The 21,924-nt window shown below is 62.4% G+C and carries 19 protein-coding genes; 16 read left to right on the forward strand and 3 right to left on the reverse strand.

Annotated elements, in window-relative coordinates; translation table 11 throughout:
* The first annotated feature begins 54 nt into the window (after positions 1 to 54).
* Genes WC326_13050 through WC326_13070 form a run of 5 tightly spaced genes read left to right on the forward strand, consistent with a single transcriptional unit; the run spans position 55 to position 8,535 of the window.
* Positions 55 to 1,641 (forward strand): hypothetical protein, encoded by a 1,587-nt coding sequence (locus tag WC326_13050; GenBank protein ID MFA7331990.1) that lies wholly within the window; start codon positions 55 to 57, stop codon positions 1,639 to 1,641.
* A gap of 9 nt (positions 1,642 to 1,650) precedes the next feature.
* Positions 1,651 to 3,177, forward strand: coding sequence for a hypothetical protein (locus WC326_13055; GenBank protein MFA7331991.1), 1,527 nt, complete (start codon positions 1,651 to 1,653; stop codon positions 3,175 to 3,177).
* Positions 3,177 to 7,616 carry a phage minor head protein gene (locus WC326_13060; protein ID MFA7331992.1) on the forward strand — a complete coding sequence of 1,480 codons (4,440 nt, stop codon included), beginning with the start codon at positions 3,177 to 3,179 and terminating at the stop codon, positions 7,614 to 7,616. The genes WC326_13055 and WC326_13060 overlap by 1 nt, the downstream gene beginning before the upstream one ends.
* Positions 7,613 to 8,122, forward strand: coding sequence for a hypothetical protein (locus tag WC326_13065; GenBank protein MFA7331993.1), 510 nt, complete (start codon positions 7,613 to 7,615; stop codon positions 8,120 to 8,122). The genes WC326_13060 and WC326_13065 overlap by 4 nt, the downstream gene beginning before the upstream one ends.
* Positions 8,119 to 8,535 (forward strand): hypothetical protein, encoded by a 417-nt coding sequence (locus WC326_13070; protein ID MFA7331994.1) that lies wholly within the window; start codon positions 8,119 to 8,121, stop codon positions 8,533 to 8,535. Before WC326_13065 ends, WC326_13070 begins: the two co-directional genes overlap by 4 nt.
* A 341-nt stretch (positions 8,536 to 8,876) precedes the next feature.
* Here WC326_13070 and WC326_13075 read toward each other — a convergent pair whose 3' ends face one another.
* From WC326_13075 to WC326_13085, 3 genes are all read right to left on the reverse strand, one after another.
* Positions 8,877 to 9,500 carry a hypothetical protein gene (locus WC326_13075; protein MFA7331995.1) on the reverse strand — a complete coding sequence of 208 codons (624 nt, stop codon included), beginning with the start codon at positions 9,498 to 9,500 and terminating at the stop codon, positions 8,877 to 8,879.
* A 191-nt stretch (positions 9,501 to 9,691) separates the two neighbouring features.
* Positions 9,692 to 11,923 (reverse strand): DEAD/DEAH box helicase, encoded by a 2,232-nt coding sequence (locus WC326_13080; GenBank protein MFA7331996.1) that lies wholly within the window; start codon positions 11,921 to 11,923, stop codon positions 9,692 to 9,694.
* A 46-nt stretch (positions 11,924 to 11,969) separates the two neighbouring features.
* Positions 11,970 to 12,707, reverse strand: coding sequence for a hypothetical protein (locus WC326_13085; protein ID MFA7331997.1), 738 nt, complete (start codon positions 12,705 to 12,707; stop codon positions 11,970 to 11,972).
* A gap of 557 nt (positions 12,708 to 13,264) precedes the next feature.
* On the opposite strand from WC326_13085, the gene WC326_13090 reads away from it, so the two are divergent.
* The 11 genes from WC326_13090 (at position 13,265) to WC326_13140 (ending at position 21,730) form a co-directional block, all read left to right on the forward strand.
* Complete coding sequence (locus WC326_13090; GenBank protein ID MFA7331998.1) at positions 13,265 to 15,844, forward strand: DNA adenine methylase; 2,580 nt, start codon at positions 13,265 to 13,267, stop codon at positions 15,842 to 15,844.
* Positions 15,845 to 15,895: 51 nt separating this feature from the next.
* Positions 15,896 to 16,291: a hypothetical protein gene (locus tag WC326_13095; GenBank protein MFA7331999.1), complete on the forward strand. Its 396-nt coding sequence runs from the start codon at positions 15,896 to 15,898 to the stop codon at positions 16,289 to 16,291.
* Positions 16,292 to 16,320: 29 nt separating this feature from the next.
* Entirely contained in the window at positions 16,321 to 17,184 is an 864-nt protein-coding gene (locus WC326_13100; protein MFA7332000.1) for an HK97-fold major capsid protein, read from the forward strand.
* A 63-nt stretch (positions 17,185 to 17,247) separates the two neighbouring features.
* A complete protein-coding gene (locus WC326_13105) occupies positions 17,248 to 17,724 on the forward strand; it encodes a hypothetical protein (GenBank protein MFA7332001.1) in 477 nt (158 codons plus the stop codon).
* 6 nt (positions 17,725 to 17,730) lie between these two features.
* Positions 17,731 to 18,180 (forward strand): hypothetical protein, encoded by a 450-nt coding sequence (locus WC326_13110; protein ID MFA7332002.1) that lies wholly within the window; start codon positions 17,731 to 17,733, stop codon positions 18,178 to 18,180.
* Positions 18,177 to 18,551: a hypothetical protein gene (locus tag WC326_13115; GenBank protein MFA7332003.1), complete on the forward strand. Its 375-nt coding sequence runs from the start codon at positions 18,177 to 18,179 to the stop codon at positions 18,549 to 18,551. Before WC326_13110 ends, WC326_13115 begins: the two co-directional genes overlap by 4 nt.
* Entirely contained in the window at positions 18,551 to 19,042 is a 492-nt protein-coding gene (locus WC326_13120; protein ID MFA7332004.1) for a hypothetical protein, read from the forward strand. Before WC326_13115 ends, WC326_13120 begins: the two co-directional genes overlap by 1 nt.
* Positions 19,039 to 19,590, forward strand: coding sequence for a hypothetical protein (locus tag WC326_13125; protein MFA7332005.1), 552 nt, complete (start codon positions 19,039 to 19,041; stop codon positions 19,588 to 19,590). Before WC326_13120 ends, WC326_13125 begins: the two co-directional genes overlap by 4 nt.
* Before the next feature lie 9 nt (positions 19,591 to 19,599).
* Positions 19,600 to 19,827 (forward strand): hypothetical protein, encoded by a 228-nt coding sequence (locus WC326_13130; protein ID MFA7332006.1) that lies wholly within the window; start codon positions 19,600 to 19,602, stop codon positions 19,825 to 19,827.
* 10 nt (positions 19,828 to 19,837) lie between these two features.
* Positions 19,838 to 21,232, forward strand: coding sequence for a hypothetical protein (locus tag WC326_13135; protein MFA7332007.1), 1,395 nt, complete (start codon positions 19,838 to 19,840; stop codon positions 21,230 to 21,232).
* 33 nt (positions 21,233 to 21,265) lie between these two features.
* A complete protein-coding gene (locus tag WC326_13140; protein ID MFA7332008.1) occupies positions 21,266 to 21,730 on the forward strand; it encodes a hypothetical protein in 465 nt (154 codons plus the stop codon).
* Positions 21,731 to 21,924 lie beyond the last annotated feature (194 nt).

Here is a 21,924-nt window from a genome sequence, read left to right on the forward strand (position 1 = left end):
GTCTGCACTAGTCGGGTCCGAAAGTCAAGTCTCAACCCATTGAGAGTAAACGAGATGGGCATCAAGCCTCCGCGGCCAGCCAAGCTCTCCTCCGACGAGATGGCCTTTGCCCAGATCCTCTTGGATCCGGTCGCGTTCGCCGCGGCCTTTCTGACTCAGCTGGATGGAGAGACCGCCGGGCAGCCGATGGCGCTGTGGCCCCACCAGCAGGAGGACCTGCGTGAGCCAGACCTGCAGGTGGTCCACCAGGACGGCCGGGCGGTGGGCAAGACCGTGGACATCGTGGTTCAGGTCCTTCACTACGGCGTGACCGCCCAGAACGGGCGCATGCTGGTGACGGCGCCCAACGACGGCCACGTGAACAAGGTCATCGAGGAGGTGGAGGCCCACCTTCAAAACAGCGAGTTCCTGCTGGAGATGGTGGCCATCGACCAGAATGGCCGGCACCGGATCACGCGCAAGCCCTATTACCAGATGACCTGGAAGAACGGCACGATCATCTACTTCCGCCCCGCCGGCCCCACGGGCAAGAGCGTGCGCGGCCTCCACTGCGATCGCGTGCTGGTGGACGAGGCCGCCTGGTACCCAGAGCCTGCCTGGCGGGCCCTGCGCCGGGTCTTGAACCGCGGCGGCCAGATGCGCTGCTACTCGAACCCCAATGGCCTGCGCAACACGACGTATTACCGGATTACCCAGAAGGGCAGCGGCTGGCGGGTATTCCACTGGCCCAGTTGGATCGTGCCTGGCTGGACGGAGGACGACACCGAGCGGGAAGCCCGGTTCTACGGCGGCCGCGACACGGCAGGTTTCCAGCACGAGGTGGTGGGCGACCACGGCGCGCCGAGCTATGCGGCCTTCAACATCCGCCAATTCCAGGCCTGCCAGCGCAAGCTGGAAAAGGCATATAAGGTGATCCGCCTGGACGGCGAGGAGTTCGAAGCTCTGCAGAGCGTGGACGAGGCCATCGACCGCATGTACGGCCTGCTCGACCAGCTCGAAGAGAATCGCGGCACCTACTGGCTGGGCGGCGACCTCGGCTACACGAACGACCCCAGCGAGCTCACCGTCTGGCTGGACGACGAGCGCGGCCGCCTGGTGCCCGTTCTGCGCGTCCACAACGAGCGGCTGCCCTACACCTACCAGGCGGCGCTGATCGCCATCCTCGACGACCACTTCGACTTCGCCGGCCTTGGCCTTGACGCTGGCTCCAACGGCCTGGCCGTGGAGCACATCCTCACCACCGAGGACCGCTACTCGGGCCACCAGTTCGCCTACCGCGTGGAGACCTACGACTTCGGCGGCACGCTGACCACGGGCTACGATCCCCAGGGGCGGCCCAAGAACCAGCGCACCAAGGAGTACATGACCAGCCTGATCAATGGGCGGCTGGCGGCGCGCACCATCCTTTTCCCCGCCGGCGACGCGGACCCGGACTGGGAGGACCAGTTCTGCACGCAGACCTACTCGCAGAACCAAGCGGGTCGACTGATCTATTCCAAGGGCAACGACCACATCATCGACAGCGCGCGCTGCGCAGCCCTGAGAAAGGAGCGCGAGCTCCTGAAGCAATTGGTGGACGACAACTCCTCCAGCGAGGCTGAATTCGTCATGCCGCTGGTCACCGACAACGTCTTCGTCTAGGAGGGCTCGATGGGCTTGTTTGGCATCGGAACGCGTGCCCAGCTTGCGGCCGAAAGCGTCCACCACGTGGGAGGCGAGCTAGAGGCCCAGGCAGCCACGGTGGATCCGTTCGGCAGCGAGATGGCGGAGACGGGCATTCCCGCTGAGTGGCTGGATCGCGGCACGAAGGCATGGGAGTACTACCAGCAGGAGCCCATCGTCAACAACTGCATCAACGCCTGGCGCACGCTGGCCCTGGGCGAGGACTTCACGCTGATCGCCTCCAGCACCGAGCTGCAGAAGGACGTGGACGCACTGAAGGAGCGGCTGGGCCTCAAGCGCTGGTTGAAGGACCAGCTCCTGCAACTGTTGACGAAGGGCGAGGCCGCGGCCTTCAAAGAGTACGGTGGCGAGAAGAAGGGCGAGACCGAGGACGGCCAGCCGCAGTACAAGGACTTCTCCCAGGTGAAGGCCCTGAACCCGCTCCTCCTGGACGTGGTCGTGGAGGACGGCAAGACGACCAAGGTGACGTCCTTCAAGCTGGATGCATCCAAGCAGCGCGTGGAGGTGGGTCCGGTCGCGATTGATCAGTTCCGGCGCTGGATGTGGGACGCGCCTGGCTTCGCCGAGCACGGCACCAGCATGGTGCTACCAGCATTCGAGTCCATCGAGCTTCTGCGGGACTACCGGCGCGCCGAGCGCGCCATCGCCAAACGCTGGGCCATGCCCATCCGCCTAATCAAGGTGGGCGGGCAGTTCGGCAAGACTGTGGTGATGCCCAAGGCCTCAATGCTGAAGGACATCAAGAAGGTCTTTGACTCCATGAGCGCCCAACAGGGGGCGGTGGTGCCGTTCTACGTGACCATCGACACCTACGGCGCTGAGGGTGAGGCGTTGAAGGTCGAAGAGAAGGCCAAGGAGACCAAGGGCGACATCATCGTCGCCATGGGCTTCACACGGGCGTTGGTCAGTGGCGACGGGGCCAATTTCTCCACCGCCAGCCTGGGCTTCGCCAAGGTCCAGCTGATGCTCTCGGACATCCGCGACATGGCGCGCGAGATGCTGCGCTGGGTGCTGGACGACTACCTGGCCATGCGCGGGCAGGAGGGCGAGAGCGTCCACATCGCCTTCCAGGAGATCGACCTCTCCGCCGGCGCCGACCAGCGCAAGGTGCTGGTGGATCTCTACGACCGCGGGCTGATCAGCGTGCGCAGCCTGCAGGCGCTGATGGGCCTTTCGCCGGACATCGAGCACGCCCAGATCGGGCGCGAGACCAAGCAGGTGATCGCCCCGCTCTCACCGGGCGACATCGTGGGCCTGGCCCAGCAGGAGATGCTCAGCCTCGACCAGGTCTTCTACCTGCTCAACCTGGCGGAGCGGCTGAAGGGGGCGCCGGAGGCTGCGCCAGCGCCAGCGCCGCCTGAGAACGGCGCACCGCAGACCGGCGACGTGGCCGGCCTCTACCAGCAGGTGGACCAGCTCATCCGCGCCCGGGCCGTGCTGGTGGCCCGCGAACGCGTACGAGAGCTGGCCGCGGATTCCACGCCAACCGCCTGATGCCACGCGCAGCCTGCAGCTGCGGCAGCTGGCACGCGCCCCTGCCCCGAGGAGAGCTCCACCTGGAGGTGGAGGCGCTCCTCCTGCCCCTGGGCAGCCGGGCTATCAGCTCCCACGCACTCACCCAGCGCCAGGCCATCGAGCAGGCCACGGCCCAGAGCCTGGCTCAGGCCGGGGCCTACTCGGACGAGGTGCTGGCCGGCAGCCTGAAGGCCCTGGACCGCGCGGCCAAGGACGTGAAGGCTCATGTGTTGGCGCTGGGTGACCTGTCACAGTTCGGTCCCGACGCCCAGCCGGGCAAGGCCGTGCAGCTGACTCGGCTGAAGGCCCTGGACAAGCACCTGGCCCAGACTGCCGCCCAGCTCAAGAAGGACCTGTCGCTGGTCCATCAGGACCTGACGGCCACGGCGACCAAGGCCGGCATCGAGGGCAAGCTGGCCCAGCTGGGCGCCATGAAGGTGGGCGGCTACCAGGCCCTGGATCAGGCGGGCCGGGAGGCCTTGGCTGAGGCGGCCTTCTCCCTCGTTCCCACCGACGCCCTGGACTTCCTCTCGAACTATCAGCTGCAGCTTCTGGGCAAGCTTTCAGACGACCTGGTGGCCGGCATCAAGGGCGCCGTGCAGGTGGGCATTGCCCAGGGCGAAGGTCCGGCCAAAATCGCCCGGCGTATTGGCGGCATCGTCAAGGACCCGGACGAGTTCCGCCAGGTGGGAAAGACGGTCTTCAAGACCGTGCAGCAGCGCGCCGAACTCATCGCGCGTAGCGAGGTGATGCGCGCCTACAACCAGGGCGCGCTGAAGTTCGAAGCGCAAGTGGGGATCAAGCGCGTGCGCTGGCTGACGGCCGGCGACGAGCGCACCTGCCCCGACTGCGGACCGCTGGACGGCAAGGAAACCAGCCTGGTAGACCTGCCGAGCCAGCCGCTACACCCCGCTTGCCGTTGCACGCATGTGCCGGCGGACATCTCCCAACTCATGACCAAGGATGTCTTGGAGTCTCAGTTGGCGGGGATGACTCTGGAGGACGCCGCTGTCAAGGAGGCGCTGAAGGACGGGGATTACAGCAAGCTCACCCAAGTCCAGCTGCGCGAGGTGGCCAAGGAGAAGGGCGTGTCCATCGCCCGCACCAAGGCCGACCGCATCGCCCTCTTGTCGAAGGCCGCGGGCCAGAGCGAGGAGTGGCTGGCTGGGCACACGCCCGCCGAGCTGGAGGCTTGGTTCAAGCAGTACAAGGTCGGTGCGCTCAAGAGCAAGGACGAGCTGGTGGCGGCCCTGCACAAGGCCGACCACGCCACGGACGCGGCCAAGGCAGCAGCCCTCAAACAAGCCGAGGAAGCGGCCAAGCAGGCCAAGCAGGCGGCCGAGGACGCCGCTGCGAAACTGGCCAAGACGAACCAGGCCGTGGCGGACTTCCATAGCGAGCTGGGCAAGCTGAAGGCCCTGGAGACGGATCCGGGCACGTTCGGCGAGTACCACGCCCAGATCGATGTAATGGTCCAGCACCTCTTCAAGACGAAGGAGCTGCTGGGCCCCCAGCAACTGGCCGAGCTGGAACAGTACGTGCTTACGTCGCACCACGCCTTCGCCAGCGCGGTGGAGGCCTTGCCCCAGGCCGTCCGGCGGGATATCCTCAAGGCGGCGAAGGTCAAGAACTTCCAGTGGTTCACGAAGGACGAGTCGGTCGCTTATCTGACGGACGTGACGGCCCAGACCAAGCTGGCTGAGCAGGTCGCGGCCAAGGTGGCGGCCGCCAAGGACGCGGCAAAGCTCAAGAAGGCTACGCCGCCGTCCAAGCCCACACCACCCGTGCCACAGCCCACGGCCGCGCCCGCCAGCCCCGCGGTCCAGGCCCGCACGGCCGATGATGCCTGGCAGGAGCTCAAGGCCCGGAACCCCTTCCGCTTCCACAGCGACGCCAGCGAGCTGGGCGGCGTCCACACGAAGTACTTCTACCTGGATGAGGCCGGCGACAAATGGCTGTTCAAGCCCATCGCCGAGGACTTCCGCGCCTGGGGCGACGAGGTGGCCTACCTCATCCAGCGCGAGATCGACCCGGAAGCCATCGAGGTGCGCTGCATCGAGCTGAAGGACCTGCACGGGAAGCGGCGCCTGGGCTCGATCCAAAAGATGAAGAAGGGGCTCAGGGATCCCGCGAACTTCGAGAAGATGGATGTGGCGGCCATTGACTCTGCGGAGCTGGTGCAGATCCAGCACGAGCAGGTGGTGGACTGGCTCATCTCCAACCACGATGGCCACGCGGGCCAGTTCCTGCGCGCCCAGGACGGCCGGGTTTACGGTATCGACAAGGGGCAGCTCTACAAGTACTTCGGCCGCGACACGCTGTCCGTGGACTACGCACCCAACGCCGGCGGGCGTTTCGACGAGCCGCTCTACAACAAGCTCCTGCGCACCCACCGGGATGGGAAGATCAAGCTGGACCTCCAAGCCACGGAGGAACGCATCCGCCGGGTGGAGGCGATCTCCGACGCGGCCTTCCGCGAGATGCTCATGCCCTATGCCGGCCGCCGCTTCGCCGGCCAGCCCGGCGCGCTGGAGGATTTCCTACGCGCCGCGGTGGATCGCAAGAACGCCATCCGGGCGGACTTCGAGCGCCTCTACAGCCAGATCGAATCAGCGCGCACAGGCAAGCAGGTGACCTTCCGCTTCGGTGCCGCTGTGGCGGAACCGGCTCTTGCGAAGACTGTGGACGACGGGCTGGCCTGGGCGCGGGGCAGCCGCATCGACCTGCCAGAAGAAGTGAAGACCATCCGGGAATCCGGCTGGCAAGGGCGCTCCCTGGCGGTGGACAGGGGCGACATCGAGGACCAGAACGTGCTGGTGCGGGAGGTGGCGGGCCTGAGCGGCGAGCGGCAGACCGTGCTGCAGCTGCGGCTGCGGCCCGAGGCGGACAAGCGTGTGGTGAAGGTCTTCAAGGCCAATGTGGTGGGCGAGATTCCCAAGGAACTGGTGCACGAGGATGAGTTCTGGGATACGATCCTGGCTGCGGCCAAGACGGTCAACACGCACAAGGGCGATTTGGGTTACAACACGGGCAAGCTCAGCGCGGCCGAGGAGCTTCGTCCCCGGCTGCAGCGCTTGGCCAAGGGCGGCAACCCGCTGGAGCAGGCGATGGCGCGCCAGTACCTGGACGTGCTGGACGCGATTGCTCAGGCCGTGGATGCCACGCGGCAGGGCATGTCCACGGGCATGCCTCTGATCAAGCCCTACGCGCCCAGCGCGGCGGACCTGAAGGCGCTGCGGCAGGGGATGAAGGCCGCGCCCAAGACAAGCGGCCTGCGCGTGTCCACCAGCCCGGTGTGGACCGAGGACCGCCTGGCCACGCGCGGCCACGGCCTGGCCGTGGAGGCGGAGAACGTGCCCCTGTCGCGTTGGCATTCTGGTATCCACGACAAGCTGGTAGAGTACCACGCAGACCTGGGCGATGGGGTCGAGGTCGTCTACAAGCCCTGGCAGGGCACGGGCCGAGCGGAGGGCAAGAGCTACGCCCTGCAGGGCCGCATGTCGGTGCGCGTGCGCGAGGGGACCAGCGAGGCCACTGTGGCACGGGCGATGGACAAGCTGAAAGTCCTGGGTCTGGACGCCGCGCCTGCCTCGGCCGTGGACGAGGAGCTCATGTACCTGCAGAAGGTGGCCTATGTCGCCAAGGTGGACCAGACCCCGGCCTTTCTGGCGGCGGCGGAGGAAGCGCGCAAGGCAGGCTCGGGCGAGGCGGCCGTACGCGTCTGGCGCGAGGCCTGGAGCCGGCACCTGGGCGTCAAGGACGTGACCAAGCTCCCCGACTACAATCCCGCCGGCATCCACCAGGCCAGCACCACGGGCGCCAAGGCCGGCGCCGGCATGCGCGTGCAGTACCGCTTTGATATCCCGCGCGAAGAGCTGGCCAGGGAGCTGGAGGGTTACACGCTCATGCACCACCTGACCAAGGGCACGGTGGAGGACTTTCTGGATGCTGTGCTGCCCACCAACCGTGCCTTCGTGCCCACGGCCGACCGATTCGGCGTGGGCGTGCCGCTGGGCGGCATGAGCCCAACCCAGGACCTGAACACAGGTGGTGCCAGCTATTTCTTCACGCGGATCATCAAGGGCGCCAGCCCCTATCCCAACAGCATCCGCTTCAAGGTGGACATGCTACGGCGCGCGGACGCCATCAGCTACAGCAGCGACAAGTACGGCAAGGTGGTGGGCGATTTCGTGCGCGAAAACCGAATCTCGGACATTCCAACCTGGAAGCGAATGCCAAACTACGGGGGCAACGAGACGATCTTCAAGGGCGCGGTCCCACTGCTGGAGCACTTGGACGCCATCGTGGTGGACAGTCAGGCCAGGCGGACGCGAGTGCTGGCCTTGTTCAAGAAGCACGGGATCACGGCGCTGCCCGACGGGCGGGGCATCGATGACGCGGTGAGGGTGAACGGATGAGCGAGGACATGCGCGAGCAGCAGCGGCGAGTGTTCCAGGTCTATCTGGACCGTCTGCACGAGGACCCGGGCTGCGAGGTGGGCGTCACCTGGGTGGCGGACCGGGACACGCTGGTGTCCTTCTCAGCCGGCATGCGCGTCCTGTCTGCGACGCCACTATTCAACAGGGCGACAGGCGAGATCGAGCGCTGGCGCCACTGGCTGCTCTTCGCCGAGATGGGCATCTTGGACACCTTCGGCGGCGGCCACCCCGTGCACTGCTTCGAATGTGAATTGCTGGAGCAGGATGCCCTGCACGTCAGGCTGCGGGAGGTAGGCGGCACCTACGAGTTCCTCATCTGCCACAACGACCCGCACGACGACGACGAGCGCCAGGCCGCGGTGTATCACGATTGGGCGCAGGCCGTGAAGGAGCTAGGCGGCGAGCCAGCGCTGCAGGCGCTGCTTGACCGCCAGGCGGAGCAGTGGACGCAGACGCTGCGGACTACGGGGGAGATGAAGCCATGAGGGTGCACTGGTTCTACGTCTTCGACCTGGAGGCTGAAGGACGCAAGAAACCCATCGGCGCGTGGATTCTCCAGGACGGTGTGCTCGATTACGTCTTCGACCCCGCCTACCCGGACGACGAGGCGATCCCATCAGACCTCATCAATCGCATGCTAGAGGTTGGCGAAAAGGTGCTTGGCCTGGAAGGTTTGAGATACTGGCGAGAGCACGTGGGCTATACCCATAGCGCTAGCCAGATCAAGGAAGAAGACGTGACGGATTACACCATGTGGTTCTGGGAAAGGCAGGCCGCTGTGACCGAGGGCTGTAGTTTGAGACGCGGAGGGGGGCTCGGGGCAGGCGCTGGCCAACTTCCGACGAAGAGCGCAATTGCCCAGACTGAGACCCGTTGGACGGCAATGAGTTCGACTTAGCCGACCTGCCTTGTTTGCCTCCGCATCCACGAGCCCGTCGTCCTCAAGGTTACCCTCTTTAGGGACATACTGGAAGATCACCATGCACGCCAGGCATTGGAGAACTTGGAGATCCAGAAAGCGCTAGAGCATCGATGACGAGTTGCAGATTCTTCTTCAGTGTAAAGAGTATTAAGTCAGAGTCTGCGCTAAATGGGTTAAAGTGTCAATATGATGTCAATTAGTAGTGTCAACTAATTTAGTATCGGAGTTTAGTTGTCTGATATTATCACGCTTATATTTCAAGAATACACAAATCTAGATGACTGTATGTGCAAATACGGCTGAACTTAATATTATGCTCACTTCTTGTCAGTGATGGCCGAGATGCCTTTGATCTGAAACCAGCTCTTTGAAGGTAGAAGCGGGGAATAGAATCTATTACCGCCAACCCTTGTAGCTGTCTGAATCAAGGCATCCATTGCGGCACCTAGTCCATCCTCCTTGTAGGCTGTTGATCGGCTTCCATTTGTAAGGCAAGGTATACTAGGATGTTTTATGTCTGAAAGGTATGCATCGAAGGTATCACGTGCCACAGCCATGCCAAAAATGCGCCAAGCATACTTCCTTCCCAGATAGTGACCATCAGGTGCGCTATATTGAATTCGATCATCTGATTTTTGCGTTTCGAGAGCTCTACATTCCTCCCCGAGCAAGCGTGCGACGTAGTGACTCTTGTGCGGATCTACTTCGTCTGCCTTTGCAGTAGCCGATACATCAACCCAGTTCAAGCCGTTTTTAACAGTAAATCCTATATTGTATCTCTGTCCTTCCATGAGAATTGGTTCATGATTCGCAATGAATTGGTACACCGTGGTTGTGTTTTTCGGAGAAAAGCTGTGTAAAAACTTGCCATTCGGATAGGGAATAATATTGTAGTTTGTGACAATCAAGACTGGCGTAGTATGTAACTTTCGAGACTTCATCGGTCTGGTCTCCTCAAAGTGATTAGTAGGCTTGAGATCCTTTGGGTTGGCTCGAAGCTCTTGCGGGGCCACTCCCGGACGTGAAAGCCGTCGCCATTTCCTCCCAAAGAGAGTTTTGGAGCGAGTAATCAACAATCCTTGACTATACTCAATCATATACCATGCCGAAACATACTTGGCGGGGTTTTTAGCTATTCAGGCAAATACCACTCGATTATTTCTCGTACATGATCCGGAGCTTCACTTATGGCGTTTCGGAAGACGATATTCTCCACTGTGATCGAATCCACATATTCTGCTATCTCTTCAATGCGGTCTGGTGCGAATCCATATCGCATGAGCAGGATATGTTTGGCGTTGTTTGTTCCATATTTGAGAAGTTCAATCATACGATCTGCGCGATCATCAATAGTCCGCTCACTGTAGATCTTGAAGGCCGCTACGAAGGTATCTGAGAGACAGAAGGAAATAACTTGATCGAGATAGTCATAAGTGTCAAACAACACCGCATCATAGCTAACTACATTGGCCGGCGTGCCCTCAACGAATAGAGGGAATCGTCGCACTAGTGTCTTGTTTGGCAGTTGGCTAGCTGCTTGAGAGAACTCCGCCTGCCCTTGTCTTCCGAGATTTCTTCTTGAAATGTGACTGTACCGAATTCCAACTATTTCTTTGAATGCTCGTCCTTGTATGGTGTGCAAAAATATCTGAATGGCTTGGCTAAACACCGCAACTTCGCCTTCGACGAGACACCGCCCTAGGGCGGCTTCGTAGATTTTTCTATAACAATCGCAAACATTGTGTCTGATTTCGGCCTTGTCCTCCCCCCCAATGCTTGCTCTTATACCACGGGCATCTGCAAAAACGCTGTCGAGAATTTGACTGGCACTTTCTAGGACGATTGCGGTTGATAGTCGCTCAACTCGCGACATCGGCAAGTTCTTATCCTCATCAAAGGTGTTTTCGCGAATAGAATTCAAGTATTCACCAGTGTCACTGTCTTCTGAGTAGTCGCCAGTCTCAATTATTGATGCCTCATCTAGTCTCAAGGGGAAGTTCATCCGGTCAATGAAGAGCTTTGGATTTGTAGTGTACACATAACCGAAATCAAACTCGCTGCCACTCGTGAGTCTGCCAGCCCGACCAATTAGATTCTTGAAGGCCAGTGCTCGCTCCTTCTCTCTACCTGGCAGCCATGGATTCTTGAGCCATACTACGTCAAATGGCATGTTCACACCTTGGGCAAGAGTGCTTGTTGCGAAGCACATGACCGCATGGCCTCCACGAATGAAATCCTCTATGAGAAAACGAACCTCGAGTGGAACAGATCCATGGTGAATGACGACTCCCTTTCTCAGTAGGGTTATCATGTCTGAACGATGCTCATTCTCGTTTGCACCGATGATGTCGACTATCCTACTTACAATTCTAAGAGCATCTGGCTCCTCAATTGGAGGCAGATCTGTAATGTGATCAGAGAAGTCTGTTAGATAGCTTCCATCATAGATTGATGCTTTAGATACGTAGACCAATATGGAATGCTGCGGGGAAAGACAGAATGTCGGGAAGTCACATTCGAACTGCACGCAGTTTTTCAGATGATGCCCGTTGGTCAAGTAAGGTGAGAAGCAGTAATCTCGGCCGTTCGAGTGTCTGAAGACGCAAATCCTACCGACAGATCCGTGATCATATGAATGAGCGTATCCCCTTTCGAAATCGATTTCATGTTTGCTGAATTGAGCCTCAGGGTTGATGACAAAGGGGTGGGCAAAAACCAACTTTGCACGCGGGAAGTGCTTGATGATCCTTCGAACCGTGACATCAAACAGTACACCCCGCGTATCATCTTCCGAGATTTGTGCTTCATCGAGAAAGAAGGTACCCACCGACTGCAACTCGCGAGATAGTCTGAACAGATCTTTCGTGCGTTCAGGGGTTAGGACGAAAATTCTGCGGGGTGCCCGAACTGTGAAAATTTGTTCAACAAAAGGACAAATCATCACATTTTTGTCGCTGCGAAAGCGATCTCTGAAAGCCCCCATGTACTCGGCGATCAGCGCTCGTGATGGCACAATGACAACGGCATCTTGCAGGTCCCGAGCTATATACTCGCGGACTGCGTAGGACTTCCCAGAACTTGTTGGCGCAGAGATTGATACATACTGCATCGAATCGATGGACCGGCTGACACTTGCCTGAATAGGTGTTAGACGCTTGCCATATTCTTGTTCATGGGTTCTTCCGAAACCAGACATAAGAAATGAATAGAGATTGTTGTCTTCTTGTACTTTGTGAAATAGTCCTAACGCCGCCAGAATTTGACCCTCGACTCTTGTGAAGGCAAGGGAGTGGTACCGTTTATAGTAGGCGAGCGCTTCAAGGTCAGTTAGTGAGGTTGGTCCTTCACGATGCAGTCTGTCCAACAAGACCGCCAACTCCGTCGTTACATTCACGCTTGCGAGTATAGATCTAAGCGCCATGGCTGACACCGACAACTATGATCGCATGAGAGTTGTTGACCCGGGCAACCTGACGTGCTTGCTCAACTGCATGTCGAAGTACATTGAGAGGTCGATGCGCGTCCAGCGAGAATGCAATAACGACCCCCCATGTGTCCCTATCAAGTTCATCCATTCCTTCTGGGGCAAGGAGTTGAAGATGAGGAGTGTCTCGAAGATGCTTCTCTTCTTCAATGAAGCGATCGATCTGTTCGATTGCGTCACTGTATGGATTGCTGTTTGAGGAGTACTTAGCTTCTCCGAAGTGGATGACGTGAGCTGGGCATATGGTGTGAAAGTCAAACCCTTCGTTCCCGCTGATCTGTGCCTTCCAAAGCTCCGCAATTGGGAGTGCCGTGTGGGAGAACACGAGTTCAATGGCCTTCGATGCGCCCATTGAAACCATCAACTCGCCGAACGCGCTGTTCACTTTATTCGTGTCTGCTGTCTGGCGAAACAGGTCAGCGAGGCGCGTTGCGGTTTCAGCCACTGTGTGCCGATATGCACGCTGCGATCTCGGATCCAAGTCCATGATCCAGGATGTGTCAAGGATGTCTCTAGTTAAGTACGTCGCCATTCTCTCGACGTCCGACACTTTGACATGGCAGATGAGAATGTGGGGCTGCCCGTGGTCTCCTTCGACAGCGGCCATCTCACAACCCATTTCCACTACAGGATTTATCGCCAGATACTGGTATCCGTCAGTCACGATCTCACCCGTTACGATTCTGGGTTAATCCTCTACCGAGCCACATTCAGTTTCACTCAATTCTGCGCCGCTTGATAATCATTGTCGGCCCATCGTGAGCTTCAACTGCGTTGTGCTTGCCATTGTGCCTAAACTCAAATGGCCATTGAATGCAAGTTCCGTGACAGACGTAGAGTCGGCTGCATACTGGCTTCGCTTCGGGTCCGATCTGTGTACAAAGTGTGCTTCACCCGCTCATGCGAACCCAACCGCCTTATTGCTCCAGTCCTCGACAGCAGCCTCAAGTATACACTTCGATTGTACATCTTCGAAATCTGAGTAGCTGGGCATCGTATCTCAGTTCCATTGCCTGTCGCTATGCGATGTCCATTGCCTTTTCATTGGAAAGATATTCAGAGGATAGCAAGTCGAAGGCTTGATTACCACTCAGAAATACTAAAGAATGCAGAATTGCTTTTTCAAGCACCATCGGCCTATGCACTATCACCAACAAGTCTTGACATGCCCTCTCGGACAGGAGATCGTATCCGCGAATCCATGAACTCGCGGGGACGAGCATGCCTTTTCTAACCGTCGAAGCTGCCCTCTTCCCTGAGCTGACCGCCCAAGGTGCCGGCGCGCCCCAGAGCGTCGTCCAGTACATCGGGAACAAGCGCAAGCTACTAGACTGGATCCGCGAGCAGATCCCCGAGGGCGTGAAGACCGTGGTCGATGCCTTCGCTGGCGGCGGAAGCGTGAGCTACATGCTCAAGCGCGAGGGCTTCGCCGTCCATTCCAACGACAGCCTGCACTGGCCCCATCACATCGCCCGGGCCGTGGTGGTCAACCAGAGCGAGATCGTGACGGACGAGGAGATTGAGGCCCTCTGTCAGCCCAACCCCAAGGCCGGCACCTTCGTCCGGGACAACTACGCCGGCAAGTTCTGGAAGCCCGAGATCCATGGCGTCATCGACGAGGTGCGCGAGAACGTTGACGCCCTGAAGGGCTATAAGCGCGACCTCGCCCTAGCCGCCCTGGGCGCTACCATGCTTTCGGCCCGCGGCTGGTTTCCCCAGTTCACCACCAGCAAGGTCAGCGAGGATGGATACTCGCCCGAGCAGTTCTACAAGCGTCTGGGCGAGGTCATTCGGCGTCTCAACTCCATGGTCTTGGAGGGGCCCGCCTGCACGGCCCAGCGCTTGGACGTGCGCGAGTTCTTGCCCAAAGTGGATGCAGATCTGGCTTACTTCGACCCCCCTTATGTGACTGAATTCAGCGCGGCCAACTACAGCGCCAACTACCACGTCGTCGACGCGGTGATGGTCAAGGGCGAGGGCCGCACTCCCAACGCCGACAGTGTCACACGGATGGAAAAGACCCAGGGCGACCTGACCAAGGCCAACATCCTGGAGTTCTTCCAAGAGGTCTTCGGGGCGTCCGAGCACATCCCCAACTGGCTCTTGTCCTACCGCGACCACAGCTACCCCAGCGAAGCCGAAATGCAGGAGCTCTTCGTGAAGGCCGGACGCGAGTTCCGGTTGGAGACGAAGGACTTCTCCTACGGCAGCCTGGCCGGCAAGCGGCGGAATGAAGAGCCGGCCAAGGCCAAGGAGTACCTGTTCGTGGGCACGGCCAAGACGGCCGAAGAGCCCGCGGAATCCAAGGAGGACGACGTGAGGGATAAGCCCCCGGTGGACGCGGCGGCCATAACCGCCCTGCAGGCGAGCGCGGCCAGCAACGCGCGCATGACCGCCCGCCTGGACGTGGGCCGCTTGGTGGCCGTGGCTGAGGAGGCCAAGGAAGGCGGCGAGGACCACGAGATCGCCTTCGTCCTGTGTCACGCCGGCACCAACAAGAACAGCGACCACTTCTCGGTGGAGGAACTGAAGGCGGCTGCACCCAGCGCGGCCGGGGTGAAGATCAACCTCAAGCATGGTCAGAAGGCCCAGGACATCGTGGGCAAGACCGAGTCAGCGGCCTTCGAGGACGTGGACAGCGGCCGGGTGGTCTGCGCCGGCAAGCTCTTCACGGGCAGCGATGACCTGGCGGCCAAGGCGCGCAAGCTAATCCACGAGGAACTCATCACCAAGGTCTCGATGGAGTGCGCCTACGAGAAGGGCGAATGCTCCGTCTGCGGGCACACCTTCGCGGCCGCGGCGGATCGCTGCGAGCACCTGAAGAAGCAGAAGGGTCAAAAGGTCGAGGGCAAGGACTGCTTCGAGATCCTCCACGGCGTGACCTTCACCGGCGCCGGCCTCCTGGAGGGCTACGAGCCCGCCGATCCCAAGGCCGACATCACCTCCATGGCCCAGGGCGAGGATGGCCGCTTGCGCGCCACCTCCTTCTACGGCGACATGGGCGCACGCCCCGAGAGCGTCAAGCAGGTCCTCATCCAGCAGGAAATCCAGGACGACCTGTGGCGGACGCAGGACGCCTTCCGCATGGTCGTGGGCGGCCTCGTGGGAGAGTGTGCCGCGGGAAAGGCCACGCTGGACGACACCAGCACGAAGATCCGCCAGGCCGCCACCGACACGGCGGATCGCGTGATCCAGATCCTCACGAGCATCAGCAAGGAGACAGACGACATGAAGGACCCGAATGCCCAGGCGGCCAGCCAGAAGCCGCTGAAGGAGATGACCCAGGCCGAGCTCCTGCAGATTGCGGAGCAGCTCATCACCCAGAACGAGGAGCTGACCGGCAAGGTTCAGGCGGCCGAGGACGAGAAGGCCAAAAGCGCGGCCAAGCAGGCGGCTGAGGCCCTGGTGGTTCTGATGGAGAAGAAAGGCCGGGCCTTCGCCGATGCCGCCGCGCGCCAGGCGGAGGTTGAGCGGCTGGCCGGTCTGTCCGACGAGGCCCGCAAGGCCGTGGAGGACAGCTGGAAGGACATGCCCGACAAGCCCGGCACGCCCGAGAAGTCCGGTGCGCCCGACAAGGAGGCCGCAGAGCCTACCGAGGAGGAGAAGGCGGCTGCGGCTGCGGCCGGTGGTGCCGGCAGTGCCAGCGCTGCAGGCAAAGGTGCGCTGCGCGCCAACGCAAGCCTGGCGCCCTCCACGGGCGGCGACCCGGCCCCCCAGGGATTGACGGAGAAGCTCGGCGCGGGCCTGTCCGCCCTCCACGAGCGCCGCCTGGCCCGCGAGCGGGGCGAGCTCGCGGAGTAGAAATCATCACCACCCGGTGGTGCCGGGTGATCCAGTCACAAGGAGAGCAGCATGTACAACAACTCCCATCCCGGCATCGAGTTCGGCGACGGCGTCCTCAAGGGGCCGGGCACGCCGGGTCAGGTGCTGAAGAGCGTCGGCAACAACGAGTTCTCGGTGGTGTCGGCCGCCGGGGACACGCCGGCGGGCATCCTCAAGCGCGCGGACAAGGACTGCAGCGCCCAGGGCGCCACGGAGACCACGCCCTGCGTGGTGGACACGGGGGCCTTCGTCTTCCAGACGGACCAGTTCTCGGGCACGCCGGCGGCGGGCAACAACCTCACGTTCGACACCACCACGGCCAAGCTGAAGGTGGCGGTGGCGACGAACAAGATCGTGGGCCGCGTGCTCTCCGTGGATGGCTCGGAGATCAGCGTCCTCTGGACCAACCACGGCCTGGTGGCCTAACCCGCCATCCTGAGACAAGGAGAGCACACGTGAAGAAGCATGCCACGATGAGCGAGGCCGAGCTGCAGGCCCTGGCGAACCTGGTGCAGCAGGCCACGCGCACGGAGAACGGCCTCTATGCGCTGGCCGAGGCCGTGGGCCCGGTCATCCGGATGGAGATCGAGCGCAAGAACATCGTCCCCCTCATCCTGACCGAGCACACCCTGTCGCCCGGGCAGGATGCCAAGCACACCAAGCGACGCACCCTGCAGGCCCATTACATCGGCGTGGGCGGCCAGCCGCACCGCCAGGAGGTCAACAACGACCAGGAGGTAATCTTCCCGGTCTTCCGCCTCCATGCCAAGCCCATGGTGGACGTGACCGATCTGAAGAGCGGCAACCTGGGCAAGATCGAGGAGATGCAGACCGACGCGGCCCAGGCCATCCGCAACAAGCTGAACGCCAAGCTGGTGGCGCTCCTCTCGGCCGCGGCGGCCACGCTGCCGGCCAGCAACGTCGTGACCATCACGGGCGGCAAGCTTACCGACACAGGGCTCGGTGATCTGATCAGCAAGATCAATGACCTGGAGCTGAACGCCCGCTACATCCTCCTGCGCGGCAGCCGCCTCATCGACCTGAAAGACTTCAACCTGGACCCCGAGTCCCGGCGCGAGTTCATCGAGAAGGGCGTCCTCAACCGTTTCGGCGGGGCGGGCCTCGTCAACACGGCCTCGATGAGCAAGACCGAGGTCATCGTCATCCCTGACATGGAGGTCGGCAAGTACGATGTCCGCACGCCACTGACGGTGGACCCGCAGAAGACCGACTTCAAGGTGGGCTTCCTGACCTACCACGAGTGCGCGATGGGCATCACGCGCCCCGACCTGATTTTCAAGGCGGTCATCACCGCGTAACCCAACGGATCAGACAGCCGGCCGGGGATCCCTCCGGCCGGTGCTCTCTCCTGAGGAGGACCCATGTATCACGTGCTAGGTAAGGAAACGACGGTGACCATCGGAGAGCGGGTCTTCAGCCCCGTCCAGGCGACGACCTTCGCCGAGGAACTGCCGGCTGAAGTGGCGGAGCGCGCCGACCTGCTCCTCATCGAGGAGGTGCCGGATGAACAGCCTGCAATGGTTCTGGGGGGTCTGTCGGCCACCGGCACGCTGCAGACGGGCGCCGGTGAGGCTGGCGGGGCCGGCACGGACGCCACGGTCGCCACGGAAGGTGAGGGCACGGCGCCGGACCCATCTCTCCTGACGGATGAGGCCCTCACGAACGGCGTGGCCCTCATCACCGTGAGTGATGACGACGAGGACACGGGTGGCCAGGGCATGGCGCCGGATCCCTTCGCGGACCCGACCGAAGGCCCGGCCGCATCGGCAGGCCAGACCCACGGTCCGGCACCCAAAGACGCACCCGCGGGCAAGGGCGGCCGCGGCGGGAAGAAGTAGGGCACCATGGCCACCACGATCACCCAGCTCATCAGCGCGTTGCGTAGCGAGCTCGTCGCGGCGAATGAAGCCGACCTGACGACCGAGCAGCTGCGTGGCTCGCTGAAGCGGGGCCTGGCGGCCCTGAACCGCGACTTCGAGCGCGCCTACATCCTGTTGCCGGATCTGGAGACCATCGAGCCGGATCTGTCCGGGGCGGACGAGGAGCTGCTGCTCCTGGCGTCCCTGCCCACCTGTTGCCGGATCGAGATCGCCAAGGCCACCCGGCGCCCGAGCTTCAAGGCCGGCGCCATCGAGATCGACAACACGCGCGCTGCGGGAGCGTGGCGCGAGCTCCTGTCTCATGCGAACGAGGAGTACCTGCGGCTGGTGGAGCTGGGCGTGGCCCAAGGCCTCGCGTCGCTGAAGCCGCTCCTCTTCGAGCGGGGCTCTGTCACGGCCACGGAGGGCGCGTGAGCTACCTGACGGCATCCGAGGCCACCCTGTCTCTGAAGGACATGGACCAGCTGCTCGCCATGACAGGCGACGTGATCCAGCTCCGGGCGCGCCAGACCCCCCCGGCCACGAGCTTTGCGGGGGACCCGGGCGAGAGCTTCGGGTCTCCCGCCGCCGTCCCTGCTGTGATTACGGCCAAGGCCCCCGAGGACCTGCTGCAGGTGGGCCACGAGCTCCTGGTGGTGGTGGCCTCGGCGACCATGGTCGCCGAGGGCGACGAGTTCACCCACGGCGCCTACCGCTACCGGGTGGTGGACGTGGTGGAGCGAAACCTCTTCGGCACGGTGACCCACCTGGAGCTGGCCGCCAAGAAGCTGCACGGGGGGGCCTGATGCTTGACGGCGTCACCATGCTGCTGGACAAGAAGGCCCTGGAGAAAACCAAGAAGCTGCTGAAGGCCTTTCCACAGGTGCTGGCCAAGAGCCTGGCTCTGGCCATCATGCAGATCGCCCTGGTCATCAAGACTCAGGCACAGCAGAGCCTGACGGACGAAGGAGCCATCGACCTAGGAGCGCTGCGGGCATCCTTGCACATCGTCGTGGTCGGCCCGCTCACCGTCCTGGTGGGCACGCCATCTGAGTACGCGGCCCCAGTGGAGTACGGCACCAAAGGGCACTTCGTGAAGGTGGACAACATCCCAGGCCTGCGGGAATGGCTGGTGCGCCACAAGATCCAGGATGGGGCGGAGCGGACCTACTTCTTCGTCCACCCTAGCCCTAAGCCCTTCATGGCGCCGGCCTGGATGATGGGCGTGACCATGACCCCCGCGACGGTGGAAGCGGCCGTGGAGATGGCGTTCCAGACCGTGGAGAAGTTCCTGTGATCGTCCAGCGCTCCTTTGCCGCCCACGTGGTGGGCCTGTCGCCCGGCCTGGCCGTCTTCAAGGACGAGCTGGCCTGGACGCAGGCAGGCGAGCCCTGGCCCTGCCTGCTGGTAACCCTCGTGTCGCTCCGGCCCGGGTCCAAGGGCACGGGGACCTACGACCGACGGATCTTCGACGAGGACACGGGGACCTACCGCTACGAAAAGCACCACGTGGAGCGCCAGGTCCTGCGGCTGACGATCCGCAGCGCGGCCAAGGCGGGCAAGAGCGGCGCGACCCTGGTGGAGGAAGTGGCGGACGCCATCCGCAGCCTCCTGCGCGCACACGCCCAGGGCCAGGCCCTGGATCTCGTGGACGCGGCGACGGGGACGAGTGTCCACGTGGAGCGCCTTCGCCTCATCACCGAGAGCGACCAGAGTCCCCAGCTCAGCCGGGTGCCATTCGAAGCGCAGAAGACCCTGGACGTGGAGCTGATGGCCGTTTGGCCCGTGGTGACCACCGTGGCGCCACCCTTCCAGGACGTGACCCTGACCGTGGACGTGGAATAGGGAGAGACCATGACGAAGCCGAACACGCCACTCACCCAGCCAGCTGAGAACCCGCTGAAGGATCCCAAGGCAAACACGCTGCAGCGGGTGGAGACCGTGCTGAAAAAGCTGAAGCTGCCGGAGCCGGTGGCGGCCGGCGTCCTGGCCGAACACGGGCTGACCCGGACGGCCCTCGTGGATCCGGTAGAGTTCCAGGCCCAGGTGACCGCGTGGCTCGCGGCTCCGGCGAAGAAGTAGGGAGGGCATCGTGACCCGGATCATCAAGGACGTCTACACCGAGTACTTCTCGGGGCTGGCCGGCATGAGCCAGCTGCCGTCGGCCATTGAGCTCGTGGCCGGCTCGGCGGGCGGCGGCGATAAGCTGACCCGCTACATCCTCTCGGACAAGCGCAGTGCCATCGATCTCTTGAAGAGCGGGCCGCTCCTGCAGGCGGTGCTGGAGCGCCTGGATGCCGGCTCCTCGGTCATCTACGCCCTGCGCCTGGCCGGGAGCGCCCTGGCGACGGCGAGCATGACCATCCCCGGCGCCACGGGCACGGCCTTTACCCTCACCGGCTACTACCCGGGCGCGTGGTGGAACGACGTGGAGGTGGGTGTCACGGCGAACGGAGCCGACCGCACGGTGGAGATCCTGGATCCCGCCACGGACACGGTAACCAGCTTCACCGGGACGACCAACGCGGCGCTGGTGGACGCCATCAATGCCGGCCAGTCCGTGGTGAAGGCCACGCTGGGCGCCGGCACGCTGGTGGCGGCCAAGGTCACGGCCAACATGACGGGCGGCAACGACGGCCTGACGCTGGCCAACGGAGATGTCACGGCGGGCATCACGGCCAGCGAGGACTACACGGACGTCAATTGGGTCCACTTCGTTGGCGCGGATACCCTGACGCTGTGGGCGGCCATCCTGGCCAGTTGCCGCACGATGGTGACGGGCAACCTGGGCGAGCGCTTCGCCCTCCTGGACGTGCCGCGGATGGTGGTGGCCAGCCCGCTGGCGCCCACGGCCGCCGAGGTGTCCACCTACCTGACGACCATCCAGACCCTCATCGCCAGCGTGGCCGACACGAACGCGGTCATTTGCACGGGCGAGGCCCGTTTCACCGGCCACGACGGGACGGTCTACTGGAACCGCATCACCAGCGCGGTCTCCGGCCAGCTGGCGGCTCTGAAGGTCCAGGAGAGCCTGCTGGCCAAGCAGCCCGCCGGAATCTCGGCCCTCTGCCCTGAGTGGAACGTGGGCCAGCAGACGGTGCTCGTCACTGAGAACCTGATCCACTTGCGCCAGGAACCCGGCCTCGGGCTGATCATCGGCCTGTCCAACGTCCGCTGCCCGGCCGGCAGCGCCTACAACCGTGTCGAGAAGCTGCGCGCGGTCTACGCCTTCGGCAAGGCCACCCGTCTGGCGTCCCTGCCGCACCTGGGCAAGCCCAACGACAGCGAGGGCGAAGGACTGAAACTCCTGGAGGCCGACATCCGCCAGGTGGCCAACCTGATGGTCCAGAAGGGCGAGATCGACGGCTACGAGCTGCAGCTGATCTCCACGGCCGAAATGCGCGCCGCGGGCGAGGTCCAGGTGGTGGCCAGCGTCAACAGCATGAAGGCCTTCGAGATCATCCTGGAGAAGGTGTACCTGAGCTAGGCATTGCCGGCTCGCAACTGAAGGAGAACTGCCATGCCGCCCACTCCGGGATTTGCGGACGGCGTCGCCGGGAACAGCGTCAAGCTGCTCGTGAACGGCGTCCCTGTGTTCGGCCTGAAGAACTTCAACTGGAAGCTCGCCCAGGACAAGAAGCCGGTCTTTGGCGCGGGGTTCGCGGACGCCCACGGGGTGGTCCGGTCGAACCACAAGACCTACGAGATCGACTTCGAGATCACCGAGCTGCTCGTCCCCATGACGGCCCTGCGCGCGGCCATGAGCGTCGGCAGCCTGGCCGCGGGCGAGATGTACCTGGACCCGACGGACTTCCGCAACGGCGTCATCGTCCTGTTCTATCCGGGCCTCAATGCCGCCATGTCCAAGACCTTCACGGGCGTGGAGCTCGTGGCCTGCGACGGTGGCATCTCGGATTCCGAGGACGCCGAGGCCATCAGCATCAAGTGCTCGGGCTTCGCCACGGGCATGCTGCCCTACGTCTGATCGAGCATCGTCCGAGGAGACAGAACGTGGACAAACCTGGCCCCGGGTCTTCCCGGGCGGACCCGCGTCCTTCTCCCCGGATCTCTCTCAATCTCAATCCCGGAGAATTCATGCAGCCGCAAATCGTCACACCGGAGCTGATCGAGACGCTCCGCACCGCCTACCCCAACCAGAGCCTGTTCCAGCTGGAGACG

It is taken from the genome of Candidatus Delongbacteria bacterium (genome assembly GCA_041675285.1).
Lineage (GTDB): Bacteria > CAIWAD01 > CAIWAD01 > CAIWAD01 > CAIWAD01 > CAIWAD01.

What these genes read in the sequence shown, in the direction of transcription:
- WC326_13140 (MFA7332008.1), top strand. Translation starts at nt 21,266, where the DNA reads ATGCCGCCCACTCCGGGATTTGCGGACGGCGTCGCCGGGAACAGCGTC.
- WC326_13060 (MFA7331992.1), top strand. Translation starts at nt 3,177, where the DNA reads ATGCCACGCGCAGCCTGCAGCTGCGGCAGCTGGCACGCGCCCCTGCCC.
- WC326_13070 (MFA7331994.1), top strand. Translation starts at nt 8,119, where the DNA reads ATGAGGGTGCACTGGTTCTACGTCTTCGACCTGGAGGCTGAAGGACGC.
- WC326_13120 (MFA7332004.1), top strand. Translation starts at nt 18,551, where the DNA reads ATGCTTGACGGCGTCACCATGCTGCTGGACAAGAAGGCCCTGGAGAAA.
- WC326_13050 (MFA7331990.1), top strand. Translation starts at nt 55, where the DNA reads ATGGGCATCAAGCCTCCGCGGCCAGCCAAGCTCTCCTCCGACGAGATG.
- WC326_13105 (MFA7332001.1), top strand. Translation starts at nt 17,248, where the DNA reads ATGTATCACGTGCTAGGTAAGGAAACGACGGTGACCATCGGAGAGCGG.
- WC326_13090 (MFA7331998.1), top strand. Translation starts at nt 13,265, where the DNA reads ATGCCTTTTCTAACCGTCGAAGCTGCCCTCTTCCCTGAGCTGACCGCC.
- WC326_13110 (MFA7332002.1), top strand. Translation starts at nt 17,731, where the DNA reads ATGGCCACCACGATCACCCAGCTCATCAGCGCGTTGCGTAGCGAGCTC.
- WC326_13130 (MFA7332006.1), top strand. Translation starts at nt 19,600, where the DNA reads ATGACGAAGCCGAACACGCCACTCACCCAGCCAGCTGAGAACCCGCTG.
- WC326_13055 (MFA7331991.1), top strand. Translation starts at nt 1,651, where the DNA reads ATGGGCTTGTTTGGCATCGGAACGCGTGCCCAGCTTGCGGCCGAAAGC.
- WC326_13065 (MFA7331993.1), top strand. Translation starts at nt 7,613, where the DNA reads ATGAGCGAGGACATGCGCGAGCAGCAGCGGCGAGTGTTCCAGGTCTAT.
- WC326_13075 (MFA7331995.1), bottom strand. Translation starts at nt 9,500, where the DNA reads ATGAAGTCTCGAAAGTTACATACTACGCCAGTCTTGATTGTCACAAAC.
- WC326_13095 (MFA7331999.1), top strand. Translation starts at nt 15,896, where the DNA reads ATGTACAACAACTCCCATCCCGGCATCGAGTTCGGCGACGGCGTCCTC.